This is a genomic window from Herbaspirillum rhizosphaerae, assembly GCF_001189965.1.
GTDB lineage: Bacteria > Pseudomonadota > Gammaproteobacteria > Burkholderiales > Burkholderiaceae_D > Herbaspirillum > Herbaspirillum rhizosphaerae.
On sequence record NZ_LFLU01000002.1, the window covers coordinates 107,051 to 124,914 of the forward strand.

The following is a 17,864-nucleotide window of genomic DNA, read 5'->3' on the forward strand; positions in this document are numbered from 1 at the left end:
GGTGCCGAAACTTCCGGACCATAGGACGATGGCGGGACATCTCGTAGGACTTGCGGTAAGCGCGGCGGCGGATGCCAGGTCGCGCCCGGCCGGGACGAGTGAGTGAAGTTTGCCGGACAACGCCGGAACAAGATGGCGGTCGCGGGAGTCTGTCATGATGCATCTCCACGATGCTGCACTCGCAGCACACACCGCAGCGGCGGCACTTGTGTAACTACGCTGGCAAAAACAGGACAAGGCATGAAAACGTTCCATTGCGACAATTGCGCGCGCCAGGTTTTCTTTGAAAACAAGCGCTGCGAAAACTGCGGCTGGTTGCTCGGCTATCAGCCGGAGCTCCAGGTCGTCAGCAGCTTCACCCCGGAAGACGATGAACCGGTGGCGGACGGCGACGATGCCGGCGCGCTGCGCTGGCGCAGCATCAATCCGGTCAATCAGGGGCGCAGCTTCCGGCAATGCAGCAACTTTTCCCAGCAAGACGTCTGCAACTGGATGATCGACGCCGGCGACGACAACGCGTTTTGCGCATCCTGCCGGCTGACCACGGTCATTCCCTCGCTGGCGGTCGATCAGAATCGCATTCTCTGGCGGCGTCTGGAAGTGGCGAAGCGCCGCCTGCTGCATACGCTCTGGACCCTGCATTTGCAGCCTGTGCCCAAGCCCGAGGATAGCCAGGCCGGTCTCGCGTTTGAATTTCTGGAAGACGTGCCGCACGGACCGCGCGTCCTGACCGGCCATGCCGAAGGCGTCATCACGATCAACATCGCGGAAGCGGATCCGGCGTATCGCGAGAAGATGCGCGAGCAAATGGCGGAGCCGTATCGCACCCTGCTTGGTCATTTCCGGCATGAGAGCGGCCACTATTATTTCGACCGCCTGATCGCCGGCACGGGCAGGATCGATGCCTTCCGCCAGCTGTTCGGCGACGAAACCGTCAACTACGCCGAGAGCCTGCAACGCCACTATGACAACGGCGCAGCGCCGGACTGGAACCGGCAGTTCGTCAGCGTCTATGCCGGCAGCCATCCGTGGGAAGACTGGGCGGAAACCTGGGCCCACTATCTGCACATGTTCGATACGCTGGAGACCGCCTATTCCTGCGGCGTGCAGCTACGCCCCAAGAACCGCAGCGAACAAAAACTGACTATCGGCGCCTCACCGGTGGATGCGGCCTCATTCGAAGAGCTGATCAGCGAATGGTTTGCGCTGACCTACGTGCTCAACAGCCTGAACCGCAGCATCGGCATGCCCGATTCATATCCCTTCACCTTGTCGACGCCGGTGCTGGAGAAGCTGAAGTTCGTGCACGGCATCGTGATGCAGTGCGCACATGGGGAAGGCGGATGAAAGAGTTGATGGGGTGAAGCGGAGAGGACGCAGAAATGAGCGGAGGCAGGCATATCCGGTGATATGCAATACGAATCACAGGGCAGCCAATTATATATTGGACAACTGGTAACGAAAACGGCACCCTGCTGCTTCCATTTTCCGCTTTCATTTTTGGCGTTCGTTTTCGTTCGCTGCTCTGAGGAGACACCCACATGCCAGTTTATCGTTCCCGTACCACCACCCAAGGCCGCAACATGGCGGGCGCCCGCGCACTGTGGCGCGCTACCGGCATGAAGGATGGCGATTTCGACAAGCCCATCGTCGCCGTGGTCAACTCGTTCACGCAATTCGTGCCGGGCCACGTCCATCTGAAGGACCTGGGCCAGCTGGTGGCGCGCGAGATCGAAGCGTCCGGCGGCGTCGCGAAAGAATTCAACACCATCGCCGTCGACGACGGCATCGCCATGGGCCACGGCGGCATGCTGTACTCGCTGCCGTCGCGCGACCTGATCGCCGACTCGGTCGAATACATGGTCAATGCGCACTGCGCCGATGCGATGGTGTGCATCTCCAACTGCGACAAGATCACCCCCGGCATGCTGATGGCCGCCATGCGCCTGAACATTCCTGTCGTGTTCGTCTCCGGCGGTCCGATGGAAGCGGGCAAGGTGGTCAAGGTCGTCAACAACGACCGCAAGGTCATCAAGCTCGACCTGATCGACGCCATGATCAAGGCCGGCGACTCCACCGTGTCGGACGCCGACGTGGCCGAAATCGAACGCTCCGCCTGTCCGACCTGCGGTTCCTGTTCCGGCATGTTCACCGCCAATTCGATGAACTGCCTGACCGAAGCGCTGGGTCTCGCGCTGCCGGGCAACGGCACCATCGTGGCGACGCATGCCGACCGCAAGGAACTGTTCCTCGGCGCCGGCCGCCTGATCGTCGAGCTGGCCAAGCGCCACTACGAGCAGGACGATTACTCGGTCCTGCCGCGCAGCATCGCCAGCAAGGCCGCATTTGAAAACGCCATGGCGCTGGACGTCTCCATGGGCGGCTCCACCAACACCGTGCTGCACTTGCTGGCCGCCGCGCACGAAGCGCAGGTGGAATTCACCATGGCCGACATCGACCGCATCTCGCGCAAGGTGCCCTGCCTGTGCAAGGTCGCGCCGATGACCGACAAGTTCCACATCGAAGACGTGCACCGCGCCGGCGGCATCGTCGCCATCCTGGGCGAACTGGCGCGCGCCGGCCTGCTCGACACCTCGCTGCCGACCGTGCACAGCAAGACCCTGGGCGAAGCCATCGAGAAATACGACATCCGCGTCAGCAGCGATGCCGCCGTGCACAAGCTGTTCCGCGCAGCGCCGGGCGGCGTGCCGTCGCAGACTGCGTTCTCGCAGGCCGAGCGTTACGAACACGGCGATCTCGACCGCAGCCTCGGTTGCATCCGCGACCGCGAACACGCCTATTCGCAGGACGGCGGCCTCGCAGTCCTGTACGGCAACATCGCCGAAAAGGGCTGCATCGTCAAAACCGCCGGCGTGGATGAAAGCATCCTGAAGTTCTCCGGCAAGGCGCGCGTGTTCGAGAGCCAGGACGCCGCCGTCGAAGGCATCCTCGGCGACACTGTGCATGCCGGCGATGTCGTCATCATTCGCTACGAAGGTCCGAAGGGCGGCCCGGGCATGCAAGAGATGCTGTACCCGACTTCGTACATCAAGTCCAAGGGCCTGGGCAAGGCGTGCGCCTTGTTCACCGACGGCCGTTTCTCCGGCGGTTCCTCGGGCCTCGTGATCGGCCACGCGTCGCCGGAAGCGGCCGAAGGCGGCGCCATCGGCCTGGTGGAAGAGGGCGACATGATCGACATCGACATCCCGGCCCGCACCATCAACCTGCGCGTTGCCGCCGAAGATCTGGCGCAACGCCGTGTCAAGATGGAAGCACGCGGCCACGATGCATGGCAGCCGCAGGGCCGTGAGCGCGTGGTCTCGCAAGCGCTGCAAGCCTATGCCGCATTGACCACCTCGGCCGATCGCGGCGCGGTGCGCGACCTGTCGCAATTGAAGCGCTGATCGCTGGTCCTTAAGTCAGCACCTGCCCGTGCCGGAGCGTGTTTCCGGCACGGGCAGACACCTCGTCCCATGCCGCCATGGTTCCTCGCGAACCATCGTCTTTCTCCCTCGCTTCTCAATTCCAAACTGTCAGCGCAGATCAGTGCGAAGATCCCGCACGCCGCGTCCCAGCCGCTGACGCAAAAGCGTGCCCAATGTCGCGCCGTCGGCGTAACCGACTTCCGCCGCAATGGCGTCGAGATCGAGGCCGCTGCCGTGAAGCAGCGACTGCGCGCGCTCCACGCGCAGATCCTGGAAGTAGGCCAGCGGCGATTTTCCGAGGACCTCCTGGCAGCGCCGCTGCAATGACCGCGGACTGACTGCGAGCGTGTCCGCCGCTGCCTCCAGCGAAAATCCCTGCTTGAGACGATCGCGCGCCCAGCGTTCGAAACGCAAGATGAGAGGGTCGGCTTGCGCCAGGTGATTAGGGATGATGTAAGGCGCTTGCAGCGAGCGGATGTCGGCCAGCAGATAGCGTGAAACGAGGGCCGCCAGTTCCGGGCTGGCCTTGCGCACCAGCCACAGCGCCAGATCGAGATGGCCCATCGCCGCCCCTGCGGTCACGCCGACTTTCGACGGCACCAGCATGCGCGACTCGTCCAGCAAGACGCGCGGATAGCGTTGCCGGAACAGCGGCGCCAGCCACCAGGTTGTCGTTGCCTCCTGATGATCGAGCAGTCCGGCATCCGCCAGAAGAAACGTGCCGATGCAGGACGCGGCGATCTGCGCGCCGTCGGCATGCCACTGCAACAGTTGCTGCTTGGCTTGTTTCACATCGCGTCGTTCGAGCGCCGGGACCAGCACTTCAGGCGTGCCGGTATTGAGCGCCGGCACGATGACCCAGTCCGGTTTCAATTTTTCCGTCACCCCCTGCACCGGGATGATCAGCCCCTGGCCGGAGCGCACCTTCTTGCGCATGCCGACGATGGACATCTCGAAAGCGGGTTTGCCGCTTCTTTGCATGGCGGCGAATTTATTGGCGAGCGTGAACGTGTCGAGCGCGACTGTGAGTCCGGTATCGAACACGCCGTCGAGGGCGAGGATGGAAATGCGCATGGCGTAAATGACCTTGAAGTTGTCGCTTACGACTATACGGATTTTGCCGGCGGAGGTCTACACTGAGCCTCAATCGCACCTGTCGTGAATGATATGAAAACTGTCGTTTACGCCTGTGTGAGTTTTCGGCTTGAGAGACTATTCTCAGGCCGCGTCATCCATCCCGCACTTTGAAACGGAGATTCATCATGAAGGTCATGGCAATCGGAACAATCATTCAAGCACCCACCCCTGAACAGCGGCAGCAGATCATGCCGAAGGAAGTGCCCGCCACGCTCACGCTCTATCTCGACGGCAAGATCGAGCAATTCTGGCTGCGCGAGAATGCAGTCGGCGTGATCTTTCTCATGAACGTCGAGTCGCTCGAACAGGCCAAGGCAGCAGTGGATGCACTGCCGCTGACGGTCGCCGGATTGATGACTTTCGAGCTGATGCCGGTCGGTCCGCTGGCGCCGCTGGGCATACTGATCCAGGGCCAGTAGTTCGCAGGCGGAAAGGCGTGAGCGAAGGCCCGGGGCCAGGCCTTCGCCGCTGCCGGCCCTCAGAGCTTCGCCTGAAGAGCCGGATGGTGATGTCTAGTTGACAAACACGATATCGTCCTTGCCCTGAGGCGGGATCTTGATCGCCAGAGCCTTGACCGGTCCGCTGGCGACGACGGCGCCGGCATGCGGCGTGCCCTTGGGGATGACGATCAGCGTGCCAGGCTTGAATTCCTTGAGCTCGCCGCCCACCCACATCGAGCCGCTGCCTTCGATGATGTACTGGATCTCGTCGGTCTTGGCGTGGATGTGTTTGTTGACGTTGCCCGACTGAAGATTGATCGTGGCGTTTTCCGTATTGACCAGCGTCCTGGAGTTCAATTCGGGATACGGCGTTTTCGGCAGCATGGCATGGGTGATCGCATTGAGATCGATCACCGCCGGCGCCAGGGGCGCCTGTTCCGCATGCGCTGTGGAAATCGCGTGCTGCGCCCATGGCGATACTGCGATTCCTGCCGCGAATGCGCTGACAACGGCAATCGAGAGAACGATGATGTTTTGACGCATATAGGCTCCTTTTGTTTTAATCATGTCGGATTGTGCGAATGCTTCATGCAGGTGGGAGTGATCGCAACACGGCCACTGGCTCACAATTTACACGGTATCGCCATGGCATGCCTCACACTTATTCCCCCGATCGGTGATAAATTTCTTTCCGTAGCAATTGCGGGGTTCCCTCCCGGGGGCCATATGGAAAAGGAAGCAAGCATGCAAAGAAGTTCTTCAGCGTTCAGGTTGTGGTTCGCACTGGGCGTCGTTATTCTCATCGCCGGTTTTGCCGGCGCTTATCTGGTCAAGAGCAAGGCCGGCGAGAGCGCCTCGGCGCAGTACCGCCTGGTCGGCGGCCAGGCCTATCAAAGTGAAGAGTCGAAGCAGGACGTCGATGGGCTGCAGAGATATGGCGGCACGCCCGCTCTCATTGTCGCGGCGTACAAGCGCAAGCTGCACAATCTGTTTCAGGGAGAAAACCTGGCCTACGTGCTGGCGATTGCGGCCGTCGTCCTGGCAGGGCTCTGTTTTCGGGCGGCGCTGGATGCGGAAAGAGGGGACTGAAGAAACCGGCCTGCCAGCCGTGACGGCTGACAGGCCTACTACCGGCTATATCAGAGGTTTTCGTGCGGCGACACCTGCACGTTGCGGCGCAGGGAAATGTGCGGCACCACCATCGCGGCCAGCAGCACCGCGATCGCAATCACAAACATCATCACGAAGGTAATGTGCAGCGAATGATGCAAGGCGTCCTGCACCAGCGCATTCTGCAAGCCGCCGCCGGTTTGCGTATCCAGCAGATGCTTGATCTGGTCGGCGGTGACCGGGACTGAGCCCGGCGCATGCGCGAGGCCGTAGTTGAGCACTGCGCCGAACAGCGTCGCGCCCAGGGTATTGCCCAGATTGCGCGAGAACAGGTTCGACGCCGTCGCGCTGCCGCGCTGGCGCGGTTCGACGATTTCCTGGATCAGCACCAGCGAACTGACGCTGGCGATGCCCATGCCCAGCCCCATGATCAGCGAACCGATACCGGCCAGCAGCGGCGAGCTGTCGGGTGTGAGCAATACAAAGAACAGCGCGCCCAGCGGAATCACGCCGCTGCCGAACACCATCAGCTGGCGCAGGCCGAAGCGATGCAGCGACTTGGCCGTGGTGGTCGCACCGAGCGGCCAGCCGACCATCATCATGGTCAGCGCCAGACCGGCGACCACCGGCGTGCGATGCAGGACGCCCTGCACATACATCGGCAGGAAGGTCGTCAATCCCATCATCGCCATGCCCACGAATACCGTGGCGCAATTCGACGCCGCAATCGGACGATGGGCCCAGATGCTGAATGAAATCATGGGATCGGCCGCGCGCCGTTCCTGCCAGACGAACAGCACGGTACAGGCAATGAAGATCGCCAGTTCGATCACGGCATGTTCCGTATTGGAGGCGCCGATGTCGGTCAGCGCGAACATCAGCGCGCCGATCGCCGCCGTGAACAGCACGGCGCCGGGAATGTCGAGCGAGGGCTTTTCATGCTTGTCGCCTTCACGCAGGAACACCACAAAGCCGACCGCCGCCGCCAACCCGATCGGCACGTTCAGCCAGAAAATCCAGGCCCATGACATGTCGTGAATGATCAGGCTGCCGACCAGCGGGCCCAGCACCGCAGAAATCGCCCATACGCTGGCCAGGTAACCCTGGACCTTGCCGCGTTCGCGCGCCGGATACAGATCGGCGACGATGGTCATCGACACCGGCTGGATGGCGCCGGCGCCGACGCCCTGGATCAGGCGAAACACGATCATCGCCGGCATCGACCAGGCAAAGCCCGCCAGCACCGAGCCGAGCAGGAAGATGGCGATGCCGGCCAGCATCACCGGCTTGCGGCCGTACAGGTCGGAGAGCTTGCCGAACACCACCGTCATCGCCGTTTGCGTGAGCAGGAATGACGAGAAGACCCAGCTGTACAGATGCAAGCCGCCGAGTTGGGTGACGATCTGCGGCATTGCGGTGGCGACAATGGTCGCTTCAAGCGCGACCATTGCCATGGAAGCCATCACCGCAGCGATGACGAGGTGGCGTTTGGATTGAATGGATTCGGACATGGTGTCGGTATAGAGATGGCTGCCTGATTCACCGCAGCGTGGGCGGCGTCGTTCGGTGCAATGGCGACCGTCGGATGGGTGGCTGGTGTCGGGCATTATGCCGCGTCTGGGGGAAACGTGCTGGCAGGGGCATCAACGGCGGCGGAGCGGCGGCAAACCTGGAGGCGCCGGCGATGCCGGCTGCCGGTTGTGAAACCGGTTATGAAGAAGATTATGAATCTTCCCTGTCGAAAGCAAAGCACACGCGATTGCGTCCTTGCGTCTTGGCTTCATAGAGCGCTTTGTCCGCTTCGCGCAGCGCTACTTCCGGGGACGCATCGGCAGTGGGGACCACCGTCGCCACGCCGATGGAAACGGTGATGTGGGAAGCGGTCTGTGAATCCGCATGTTCCATGGCCATGTCTTCCACCGTCTGGCGCAATTTTTCCAGCACGGAGACGGCGCCCTTTTCCGGCGTGTTCGGCAGCAAGAGCACGAACTCTTCGCCGCCGTAACGGGCCAGCAGGTCGTGCGGTCGGCCGACCACGGCGCGCATGGCCCGGGCGATCTCCTGCAGGCACTGATCGCCCCGCAGATGTCCGTAGTGATCGTTGAACTGCTTGAAGTGATCGACGTCGATCAGCGCCAGCGTGAGCGGCAGCTGAAGCCGCGCACAAGTCAGCCACGCGCGTCTCAATTCTTCGTTGAATTTGCGCCGGTTGGCGAGGTCCGTCAATTCATCGCTTTGCGCCAGTTGCAGCAGCACGGTCTCTTTTTCTTTCAGCTGGGAGTTCGAACTCTGCAGTTGCGTGTTCAGTTCCTGCAGCGCATCGCGATCCTGGCGTTCTTTCGTCACGTCGCGCGCGTCGATGTAGATGAGCCCGCCCAGGGCGGCGACTTGCCCGAGGATATCGTGATAGACGCCGTCGGCGTCCCTCATCCGGCAGAGCATGTTCTGCGCCACGCCGGAGATCGCGAGCTGATGCTGCACCTGATGGACGATGTGGCCGTCGTCCGGATGGGCGTAGCGCTTGATGATGGGCTGGCCGATCAGTTCATGGAGCGGCCAGCCCATCAGCCTGCCCCATGCGGCGCTGATCCGCAGGCAACGTCCCTGCTGATCGAGCACCAGCAACAGGCTCAGCTTCGATTCGAAGATCTGGTCGATCTGGCGAATCTTCAGCTGTATCTCGTTGAACGCGCGGCGGCGACTTCTCTGCCAGCCCCACAGGCCCGCTATGCCGAGTACCCAGATGAGACCCAGCAAGGCGGCGCGCCCTCTTATCATGCTGTGCCACTCATTGAGCATGGTTTTCTCATCCCTGCCGGCCAGGATCACCAGCGCCTGATCCATATGCAGCGCCGCCGGTTGCAGGGTGAGCATGGCGACGATGCGCGTCGTCTTTACCGCGGGGGTCGCGCCGCGCATGACATTGCTGCTGCGTCCCGACTGCATGTGCCGGCTGAAGAAGGTTCCCGGAACGGCGGCGTTCATGCCCTGCGGCGTGAAATCCTTCGGCTCGTTGATGATCTGGATTCCTTGCCCGTGTATCAGCGCGATGAATTGATCGTCGACCGAGCGCACCGATGCCAGCAACAGCTTGTAATCTTCCAGGTCGATTGTGGCGGCCACCATGCCTGAAAACTTTCCGTCCGGCGTCAGCACCGCGCGCGACACGTTATACGTCCAGGCGCCCGCTTGCGATACGAACGGGGCGCTCACATACAAGGTGTCGCGATCGGGATGATCGCGCACCGTTCGGAAAAAGGGCATGTCGACGACCGTGATCTTGCGCGGAAGCCGGACTTTGTCGATCGCGCCTTGCGCAACGACGACGCCGTTGGCATCGATGATGAGCATGCTGCGCACGCTGGGCATTGCGTCCGAATACGCCTTCAGCCGTTGCGATGCGGCCGCCCAGCCAGGTTGCCGGCTGCGCCAGACCGGCAGATCGCCGACCACGTTCATGATGGCGCGATTCGTGGATTCCAGCGAGCGGCTGAGGCTTTGGCCCACGACCTGGGCCGCTTCCTGCAGACGCTCGGTTTCGCGCGCAATCGTGGCGTCGCGTTCCTGCCAGGCGGGAATCAGGAAAATCGACGTCACCAGCAGCAGGCAAAGCGTCAATGCCAGCCACTCGGCCACGTGAAGTTTTTTGCTGAATAAGGCTTGTTCGAGAATCTTGGTCGGCATGAATTCGTCCAGGAACATCTGTCGGTACGATGCGAACTAATTTAATCCATGCATGGCAAATTGGAAACGATCTCTGCAATCAAAAAATTAATTTTTTTGATTGCGGACAGACGGGAAAAATGCCAGATACGACGTGAATATTCAGCTTGGCTGGGAAGCGGACAGGAACGGACGCGGCGGCAGGTATAGGATGACCGGCGCCGGCAGCGGCGCGTGTCAGCCTGCAGCGGGCGGCCGGAGCGGTCGGCACAGCAGGGCGCCGGCAGGAAATTTCATGCAGGCAATGCGGATGCAAACCGAAAAGCGATCCGGGATTTTCTTTGCGGCATCAAAATGCGCTCGCAAGCTCGGGCCGCTTTGGTTCGCAGGTGAAACGGATGCCGGACTGTGCCGCTTGCCGGTGTTGCTTTTCCGGCGACGAACATCTTGCGTCGCGCCATCCGCCTCTTGCGCCGCCATGCCGTTCCGGCCTGCCCAAGGTCTCGCAGGAACGAGGCCGGCGACATTACAAATCAAACGGCGTCAGGACTTTGGACAGCCATTCCTGTTCCAGCTTGCCGTTGGCAATCTCCGCTTTGATTTTTTCTTCGTGCGCATGGGTCTTGCGCGCCGCTTCAATCAGCTTTTCCGTGTCTTGCAGCGGAAACGAAACGATGCCGTCTTCGTCTCCCACGATGACGTCGCCCGGACTGATGACCTGGCCGCCGACAGAGACCGGCACATTGATCTGCCCCGGACCGTTCTTGTAGGGGCCGCGATGGCTGACCGCCCTGGCGTAGCACGGGAAATCGGCTTCGTAAAAGGCGTTCGTGTCGCGCACCGCTGCGTCGATCACAAAGCCTGCGCAGCCGCGCTGCTGCGCATACAGCATGATCAGTTCGCCGACCAGGGCGTTCGTCGGATGGCCGGCGCCGTCGACGACCAGTACATGGCCCGGTTTCAGCAGCGTCAGCGCCTTGTAGATGAGGAGATTGTCGCCGGGACGGACCTTTACCGTGAACGCGGTGCCCAGCAATTTCTTCGAGCGGTGGATGCGCTGCAGTCCGCATATGCCGGACATGCGCTGAAGGTTGTCGCTCAGGTGAGAAACGACGATATGTTCCAGATCGGTGAGTTGCGCCTTCGACGCCACCGGCGCCCAGGGATTGATAAAGAATGCGGAATTGTTCATAGGTGTCGATAGAGTGAAAAAAAGATGTGTCAGAGGTGGCGTTTCCGGCGCGCCCGGGAGCGCAGATTTTTTAAATGCGAAATTTTCCCCAGGTGTTTTTTATTGACGGTTTGCAGACGGCGTCCAGCTGCTGTTCCGGCATGAGCCTGAGCAATGGCTGGCCCGCTTGAAGCGCTGCGGCGATGTCGGCCTTCTTGCGGAAGATGCGCTCGGCCGTTGCGACGACAGACTCGATCATGGCGACCGGAATGAACACCGTGCCGCAGCGATCGGCTATCACGTAGTCGCCCGGGTGCACCACCACGCCCGCGACAACCACCGGTATGCCGGAGGACACATGAGCGACTCTGCGTTCCCCGCTGATGGCGGTGAGGCCGGCGCCAAATACCGGATAAGCGTCCGCCGTGCCGTCGTCGACTTCGCGATACATCCCGTCGATCACCGAACCCAGGATGGCGCGCCTCGCCGCCAGCGCATTCAGGCTGCCGTCCCAGCAGGCGATGCCGTCGACGCCGCCGGCCACAACCAGGATCTGATCGCGCGCTTCGATGGCGTTGATCGCGGAGCTTAAAAAATGGCTTTGTCCCTTGCGCCTGGCGATCGCTTCAAGCTGCACCGTGCTGGCTTGTCCGACCATCTTCCTGCGATGGCCGAGCGGCAGCAAGCCGTTGGTCGCGCCGGTCAGTCCGTAGACGTCCAGGGCGTCGGAAACGGCGCCGGTGTTCAACCGCGCCAGGCGCGCCAGCAGAAGGTGGGACGGCATAAGAATTCCTCCAATGACCTGGCAGCCACTTTGCACGCGTCGGCGCCATACGTAAATTCTTATTCGGCTAAGCCATTTATACGGAGAGCCTATGGATGTGCGCGACTGCGGGAGGCAAGCAAAAAGGGAGGCAGCAGAGAAGAGAGGCGGATCCCGCAGAAATCGTCGCGTGACGCAAAACAGATCGCCGGGCCAGGGCCATTCTGGTGCGGCGCACTAAAACAAGACGCCGGATGCACAAGGAGAGTGATAGGTTTTATGTATATAAAACATACCAAAATGAGAATTTACATATACGTCGCGAACTTCGATATTGCACATCTGGATCGTCTCCATGTGGAGAAGATCGATAACACGTCATCGCCATCTCACAAGGGGATTCAAATGATTACCAAGTCTGCTTCATCACTGGCGCCGGTTCTTGCCACCTGTATTGCCGCCTGTATCGCAACCGCCACCCCGCTGCAAGTCAGCGCCGCGCAAAAAGGGACCCTGGACAAGATCGCGGCATCCAAGATCATCACGCTGGGCGTGCGCGATTCCTCGCCGCCGTTTTCCTATCTGGACGACAAGCAGTCGTACATCGGCTACTCGATCGATCTGTGCATGAAGATCGTGACGGCCGTTCAGAAGCAACTGGGTGCGAGCAGCCTGTCGGTGAAGATGCAACCGGTCACCTCATCGACGCGTATCCCCTTGCTGGCCAACGGCACCATCGATCTTGAATGCGGCTCGACGACCAACAACGAAGAACGGCAAAAGCAGGTCTCCTTTGCGCCCACCACCTTCGTGACGTCCAACCGGCTGCTGGCGAAGAAGAGCGCCAACATCAAGACGCTGGCCGACCTGAAAGGCAAGACGCTGGTCGCCACCGCCGGCACCACCAACATCAAGCAGGTGACGCAGCTTAACGCCGACAAATCGCTGGGAATCAACATCATCGCCTCCAAGGATATCGGCGAAGGCTTCCTGATGGTGGAGACCGGCCGCGCCGTCGCCTACTCGCTGGACGATGTCGTCCTCGCCGCCCTGGCGGCCAACTCCAAGTCGCCCGGCGATTACGGCATCAGCGCGGAAGCGATGTCTTTCGAGCCTTACGGCATCGTCTTGCGCAAGGATGATCCTGAGTTCAAGAAAGCCGTCGACGCCGCCATCACCGCAGTCTTCCGTTCCGGTGAAATCAACCGTATCTACGCCAAGTGGTTCCAGGCTGCGATTCCGCCCAAGGGCATCAACATGAACTGGCCGATGACGCCTCAGCTGCAAAAGGCGATTGCCCATCCCACCGACTCGGCCGATCCCGAAGTCTACAAATAAAGCGCCTGCGATCTCTTCAGGTTCTTTGCAACGCGACGGCATGTCGCATGTGAAATACGAAAGGTGACCGGGATCCGCGTCAGCGCGCAGGCGATGGCGAGGATGCCGGCATGAGCTATGAACTACAACTGGAATTGGCGCATTCTCCTGGAGCAGGCCCCCGATGGAACGGGGTCTTATTTGCATAGCCTGTTCGTCGGTTTGTGGTGGACGTTGTCTATCGCATTACTGGCGTGGCTCATCGCACTGGTGCTGGGGACGTTTATCGGCGTGATCCGCACGCACCCCAGCAAGGCATTGATGGCCGCAGGCAACGCCTACGTGGAGCTGTTCCGCAATATCCCGCTGATCGTGCAGATGTTCCTGTGGTATTTCGTGGTGCCGGAATTCCTGCCTGCCGGATTGGGCGACTGGATCAAGGCGCTGCCCAACAACGCGTTTTATACGGCCGTGATCTGCCTCGGATTTTTCACCTCGGCGCGCGTGGCTGTGCAACTGTCGGCGGGCATCAATACGCTCTCGCGCGGCCAGCGCATGGCCGGGCTGGCGTTGGGTATGACGCAAGGGCAGACCTATCGCTACGTGCTCCTGCCGATGGCGTTCCGCATCGTGGTCCCGCCGCTCACCAGCGAATTCCTCGGCGTTATCAAGAACAGCGCCGTGGCATTGACGATAGGCGTGATGGAACTGACCGCGCAGACCAGGTCCATGCAAGAGTTCACGTTCCAGGTGTTCGAGGCGTTCACCGTGGCGACGGTGTTGTACATCATCGTCAACGTGATCGTGGTGAACCTGATGCGCAAACTGGAAAACCGGATCGCGGTGCCCGGCTACATCTCCAACGCAAAGTGAGCGGATCATGAATTTCGATTTCGATGTCATACAGCGATCCTGGGTATACCTGTTTCAGGTCGGCATGGTGTTCACCCTCAAGCTCACCTTGCTGTCCCTGATCGGCGCGACGCTGCTCGGCACGCTGCTGGCGCTCATGAAGCTATCGGGCAATCGCATCGTCAGCAAAACGGCGACCGAATACGTGAACCTGGTGCGCTCGATTCCTCTGGTGCTGGTCATCTTCTGGTTCTACTTCCTGGTTCCCTACCTGGGCGCCTGGGTCATCGGTTCTTCCGAGCCGGTGCAGGTCGGCGCGTTCACCTCGTCGCTGGTGACCTTCGTGTTGTTCGAAGCGGCCTACTTCTGCGAAATCATTCGCGCCGGCATTCAGTCGATTCCGCGCGGCCAGGTCGGCGCGGCCTACGCGCTCGGGATGACTTACTGGCAATCGATGGGAAGCATCGTGCTGCCCCAGGCCTTCCGCATGATGATCCCGGTGTTGCTGACGCAAACCATCATCCTGTTCCAGGACGTATCCCTGGTCTACGTGCTGTCCATCACGGATTTCGTCGGCGCCGCATCCAAGGTGGCGCAACGGGACGGACGGCTGGTCGAAATGTATCTCTTCGTCGCCGTGGTCTATTTCATCATCAGCTTTTCCTTGTCTCTTCTGGTCAAGCGATTGAACCGGCGTCTGGCCTTTGTGCGCTGAAAAACCGGTCACCCCATTTTTATCAAATTCATCAAAAGGAAACAAAATGAACGACGCAAAATTGCTCGAACGCCTCTCCGCCCTCGATTCCAACACCATCTCCGACGCGCTGGATTTCATGGGTCTGCCCGGCGCGACTTACGGCATCCGTCCGCTTTGGAATTGCCCGAAGATCGTCGGCAAGGCCAGCACTATCCAGGTCGCTCCCAAAGAGGGGAAGACGCCGACCGTGCACATGCTCACCCCGGTGATCGCCGAGATCGAGGCGGATGACCGCGTGCTGGTGATTGCCGGCGGGCTGGAAGGCATCTCGTGCTGGGGCGACATCGTCGCCAATGCGGCAAAAATGAAAAAAATCCGCGGCACCGTGATTGACGGCATGAGCCGCGACATCGACGGCAGCGAGGCAATCGACTACCCGGTGTTCGGTCGCGGCGTGACCATGATCAGCGCGCGCAACCGTCTCATCCAGACCGGTTCGGGCGAAGCGATCACCTTTGCCGGCGTAGTGGTGAACCAGGACGACCTGGTCATTGCCGATCGTTGCGGCACGGTATTCATTCCAGCCGCCAAGGCGGAAGACATCATCGAACTGGCGGAGAAGATCAATGCGCGCCAGGAAGCCATGGTCAAGGCGGTGCGCAATGGCCGCTCCGTTGCGGAAGTGATGCACGACAAAGAGTTCGACCAGATCTATAAAAAATAAACGGGGGCGATGAAGGATATGTCAGAGGTGAACAAGGCAACGCAAAGGTGTACCGCATGATTGACATCGTCAACGTCAGCAAATGGTACGGCGATTTCCGGGTCCTGAACTCGTGCACGACGCATGCCAAGAAAGGCGATGTCGTCGTCGTGTGCGGTCCGTCAGGATCGGGGAAGTCGACCTTGATCAAGACCATCAACGGTCTGGAATCGTTCCAGCAGGGAGAGATCCGTGTCGACGGCATGTTGCTGCATCGCCGTCATACCAGCCTGGAGAAAATTCGCGCCCGCATCGGCATGGTGTTCCAGAACTTCGAGCTGTTTCCGCACCTGACGGTCTTCGAGAACATCCTGTTGGGCCAGGTCAAGGTCCTGGGGCGCAGCAGGGAGGAAGCGGGCGACAAGGCCGCGACCTACCTGGCGCGGGTTGGCATGGCCGCGCACAGGGATAAATTTCCGGGGCAGCTTTCCGGCGGGCAGCAACAGCGCATCGCCATCGCGCGTGCGCTGTCCATGGATCCGATCACCATGCTGTTCGACGAACCGACATCCGCGCTCGATCCGGAAATGGTCAACGAAGTGCTTGAAGTGATGATCTCGCTGGCGCAGGAGGGCATGACCATGATGGTCGTCACGCACGAGATGGGGTTTGCAAAACGCGTCGCCAGCCGGGTGATTTTCATGGATGAGGGCGCAATCATCGACGATTGCACCAAGGATGAATTCTTCGGCAGCAAGCGTTCAAGCCGGTCCCAGGATTTCCTCGCCAAGATCATTCATTAGGAAGATATTTCCACGCCACAGCGACGAAGAAAGACTGCGGAACCTTTAGCTGTTTGTCAGGCTGGTTCCGCAGCATTTTTCCTGGTCGGTTTCATGGCCGTGAGTACTGCAATGAATTGCTCAATGAAAGGATTGTTGCGCGAGGTATCCCACGCCATCGCCGTCGTCACCACATTCACGACTTCCTTCAGCGGACGCACGACGACGTTTTCGGGCGCCAGCTTTTTCATTGAGGCAGGCACCAGCGCAATGCCCTGACCGCAACCCACGAAGGCGATCTGGGACGACACCGTGCGCACTTCGTGCAGCACCCGCGGAGAAAATCCGCTCGCCCGGCAGGCGCTGATCAGGCAGTCGAAATACACCGGGCTGAGTTCGCGTGCAAACATCACGAAATCCTCCGCGGCCAGCGACGGCAATCGAATTCTGGTCGCGGAAGCAAGCGCATGGGTTCGCGGGATGGCGACCGCCAGCCGGTCTTCGGCCAGCGGAACCGATTTGATGGTCGGTCCCAGGTCGCCTTCCAGACGCGCGAAAGCAATGTCGATGTCCCCCGACAACAGCATGGGGACGGCGCTCACGCTGTCAATTTCCTTTACCGCGATGGTCATGTCCGGACGGTCCACGCGGAACTTGTCGAGCACCGGCGGAAGATTGTTCAGCAAGGCGAGACCGATCGCGCCGATCGTGAGCGTGCCGGTTTGCCCTGCTGCCGCTTCAGCGACGGCGAACTCCAGGCTCTTCATCTGCTCGACAAATTTTTTCACGGAAGGAAAAATCGCCGCCCCGGCTGGGGTGAGTTGCGCGCCCCTGCGCGAGCGGTCGAAGAGCTTGATCTTGAGCGCCTGTTCCAATACCTGGATGTTCTCGGTCAGCGGCGGCTGCGACATGCCGAGCCGGCGTGCGGCGCGGCTGAAACTTTGTTCTTCAGCGACCGCGAGGAACATCCACAGATGCCGGAGGAGTCGGAAATTGATCATGATTTTCTATAGGAATTTCTTAATGAAGCGTTAAAAGAATAAGAATTTACATATAGCTGCTTAGCTCCGATAGTAACCACATTGCGCTGATTTAGCGAGGCGCCGGTTCAAGTTTTTTAATGGAGATAAACATGAAGCAAGAGGACAAGGAACTCGTCGCATTATTCGCAGGCCTGGATACGCCCGGCGTGTCGGATGCGATGGACAAACTGGGATTGCCGGGCCAGTGCCTCGGCATCATGCCGCTGGATAATTACGTAGCGCCTGTCGTCGGTCCGGCCTTTACCGTGCGCTATGTGTCGGCCAGCGTGCCGCCCGGCAGCGTGGGCGATTTCATCGACGATGTGGCGCAAGGCGACATCATCGTCATCGACAACGACGGCCGTACCGACTGCACCGTGTGGGGCGACATCATGTCCCAGTACGCATCGATCCGGAACATCGCCGGCACCGTGATCGACGGCGTATGCCGTGACGTGAATCGCGCCTTGTCGGACCAGTATCCGATGTTTACGCGCGGCCGTTTCATGCGCACCGGCAAAGACCGTGTCCAGGTCGATAGCGTCAATACGCCGGTCTCCATCGGCACGGCGCGCGTCGTGGCGCGCGACATTATCGTCGCAGATGCGAACGGCGTGGTGGTGGTGCCGCGCGCACGCGCACAAGAAGTGGCCGAACTGGCGCACAAGATCGAGACAAGCGAATCGGCGATCCGCAAGCATATTGCGGAAGGCAAGACTCTGGGCGAGGCGCGCGCTCTTCTCGGGTATCACACCTTGCAGCGCAAGGCGTAATCCGTATTG

Annotated in this window: 17 protein-coding genes; 10 read left to right on the forward strand and 7 right to left on the reverse strand. The window is 60.5% G+C overall.

Annotation, left to right across the window (positions count from 1 at the left end; all coding sequences use genetic code 11):
- Positions 1-240 precede the first annotated feature (240 nt).
- Together AKL25_RS03240 and ilvD are read left to right on the forward strand one after the other, a co-directional pair.
- Entirely contained in the window at positions 241-1,347 is a 1,107-nt protein-coding gene (locus AKL25_RS03240; protein WP_050476217.1) for a zinc-binding metallopeptidase family protein, read from the forward strand.
- Between the two features lie 194 nt (positions 1,348-1,541).
- Positions 1,542-3,404: a dihydroxy-acid dehydratase gene (gene ilvD, locus AKL25_RS03245; protein ID WP_050476218.1), complete on the forward strand. Its 1,863-nt coding sequence runs from the start codon at positions 1,542-1,544 to the stop codon at positions 3,402-3,404.
- A 129-nt stretch (positions 3,405-3,533) separates the two neighbouring features.
- Here the strand turns inward: ilvD and AKL25_RS03250 are convergent, their stop codons facing one another.
- Positions 3,534-4,499 (reverse strand): GlxA family transcriptional regulator, encoded by a 966-nt coding sequence (locus AKL25_RS03250; protein ID WP_050476219.1) that lies wholly within the window; start codon positions 4,497-4,499, stop codon positions 3,534-3,536.
- Between the two features lie 197 nt (positions 4,500-4,696).
- Between AKL25_RS03250 and AKL25_RS03255 the strand changes: the two genes are divergently transcribed.
- The gene (locus AKL25_RS03255; protein WP_338034463.1) at positions 4,697-4,981 is read left to right on the forward strand and encodes a hypothetical protein; all 285 of its coding nucleotides are present in this window, start codon (positions 4,697-4,699) and stop codon (positions 4,979-4,981) included.
- Positions 4,982-5,074: 93 nt separating this feature from the next.
- Here the strand turns inward: AKL25_RS03255 and AKL25_RS03260 are convergent, their stop codons facing one another.
- Positions 5,075-5,545, reverse strand: coding sequence for a cupin domain-containing protein (locus tag AKL25_RS03260; protein WP_050476221.1), 471 nt, complete (start codon positions 5,543-5,545; stop codon positions 5,075-5,077).
- Between the two features lie 201 nt (positions 5,546-5,746).
- Here AKL25_RS03260 and AKL25_RS03265 point away from each other — a divergent pair, with 201 nt between their 5' ends.
- A complete protein-coding gene (locus AKL25_RS03265) occupies positions 5,747-6,091 on the forward strand; it encodes a hypothetical protein (RefSeq protein WP_157050466.1) in 345 nt (114 codons plus the stop codon).
- A 50-nt stretch (positions 6,092-6,141) separates the two neighbouring features.
- Here AKL25_RS03265 and AKL25_RS03270 read toward each other — a convergent pair whose 3' ends face one another.
- The 4 genes from AKL25_RS03270 to AKL25_RS03285 all read right to left on the reverse strand — a co-directional run bounded on the left by AKL25_RS03270 (position 6,142) and on the right by AKL25_RS03285 (position 11,730).
- Positions 6,142-7,623, reverse strand: coding sequence for an MDR family MFS transporter (locus AKL25_RS03270; protein ID WP_050476223.1), 1,482 nt, complete (start codon positions 7,621-7,623; stop codon positions 6,142-6,144).
- A gap of 211 nt (positions 7,624-7,834) precedes the next feature.
- On the reverse strand, positions 7,835-9,796 hold the full coding sequence (locus tag AKL25_RS03275) for a diguanylate cyclase domain-containing protein (protein WP_167541850.1): 1,962 nt from the start codon (positions 9,794-9,796) through the stop codon (positions 7,835-7,837).
- Positions 9,797-10,301: 505 nt separating this feature from the next.
- Positions 10,302-10,967: an RraA family protein gene (locus AKL25_RS03280; protein WP_050476225.1), complete on the reverse strand. Its 666-nt coding sequence runs from the start codon at positions 10,965-10,967 to the stop codon at positions 10,302-10,304.
- 70 nt (positions 10,968-11,037) lie between these two features.
- Positions 11,038-11,730, reverse strand: a complete 693-nt coding sequence (locus tag AKL25_RS03285) for an RraA family protein (RefSeq protein ID WP_050476226.1) — start codon at positions 11,728-11,730, stop codon at positions 11,038-11,040.
- Between the two features lie 384 nt (positions 11,731-12,114).
- Here AKL25_RS03285 and AKL25_RS03290 point away from each other — a divergent pair, with 384 nt between their 5' ends.
- The 5 genes from AKL25_RS03290 to AKL25_RS03310 all read left to right on the forward strand — a co-directional run bounded on the left by AKL25_RS03290 (position 12,115) and on the right by AKL25_RS03310 (position 16,081).
- A complete protein-coding gene (locus tag AKL25_RS03290; protein ID WP_420840696.1) occupies positions 12,115-13,047 on the forward strand; it encodes an amino acid ABC transporter substrate-binding protein in 933 nt (310 codons plus the stop codon).
- Positions 13,048-13,164: 117 nt separating this feature from the next.
- On the forward strand, positions 13,165-13,899 hold the full coding sequence (locus AKL25_RS03295) for an amino acid ABC transporter permease (RefSeq protein ID WP_050476227.1): 735 nt from the start codon (positions 13,165-13,167) through the stop codon (positions 13,897-13,899).
- Positions 13,900-13,906: 7 nt separating this feature from the next.
- On the forward strand, positions 13,907-14,593 hold the full coding sequence (locus AKL25_RS03300) for an amino acid ABC transporter permease (RefSeq protein WP_050476228.1): 687 nt from the start codon (positions 13,907-13,909) through the stop codon (positions 14,591-14,593).
- A gap of 46 nt (positions 14,594-14,639) precedes the next feature.
- Positions 14,640-15,299, forward strand: coding sequence for an RraA family protein (locus AKL25_RS03305; RefSeq protein WP_050476229.1), 660 nt, complete (start codon positions 14,640-14,642; stop codon positions 15,297-15,299).
- 56 nt (positions 15,300-15,355) lie between these two features.
- Entirely contained in the window at positions 15,356-16,081 is a 726-nt protein-coding gene (locus tag AKL25_RS03310; RefSeq protein ID WP_050476230.1) for an amino acid ABC transporter ATP-binding protein, read from the forward strand.
- A gap of 56 nt (positions 16,082-16,137) precedes the next feature.
- Here the strand turns inward: AKL25_RS03310 and AKL25_RS03315 are convergent, their stop codons facing one another.
- Complete coding sequence (locus tag AKL25_RS03315) at positions 16,138-17,061, reverse strand: LysR family transcriptional regulator (protein ID WP_050476231.1); 924 nt, start codon at positions 17,059-17,061, stop codon at positions 16,138-16,140.
- Positions 17,062-17,192: 131 nt separating this feature from the next.
- Between AKL25_RS03315 and AKL25_RS03320 the strand changes: the two genes are divergently transcribed.
- Positions 17,193-17,855, forward strand: a complete 663-nt coding sequence (locus tag AKL25_RS03320; protein WP_050476232.1) for an RraA family protein — start codon at positions 17,193-17,195, stop codon at positions 17,853-17,855.
- Positions 17,856-17,864 lie beyond the last annotated feature (9 nt).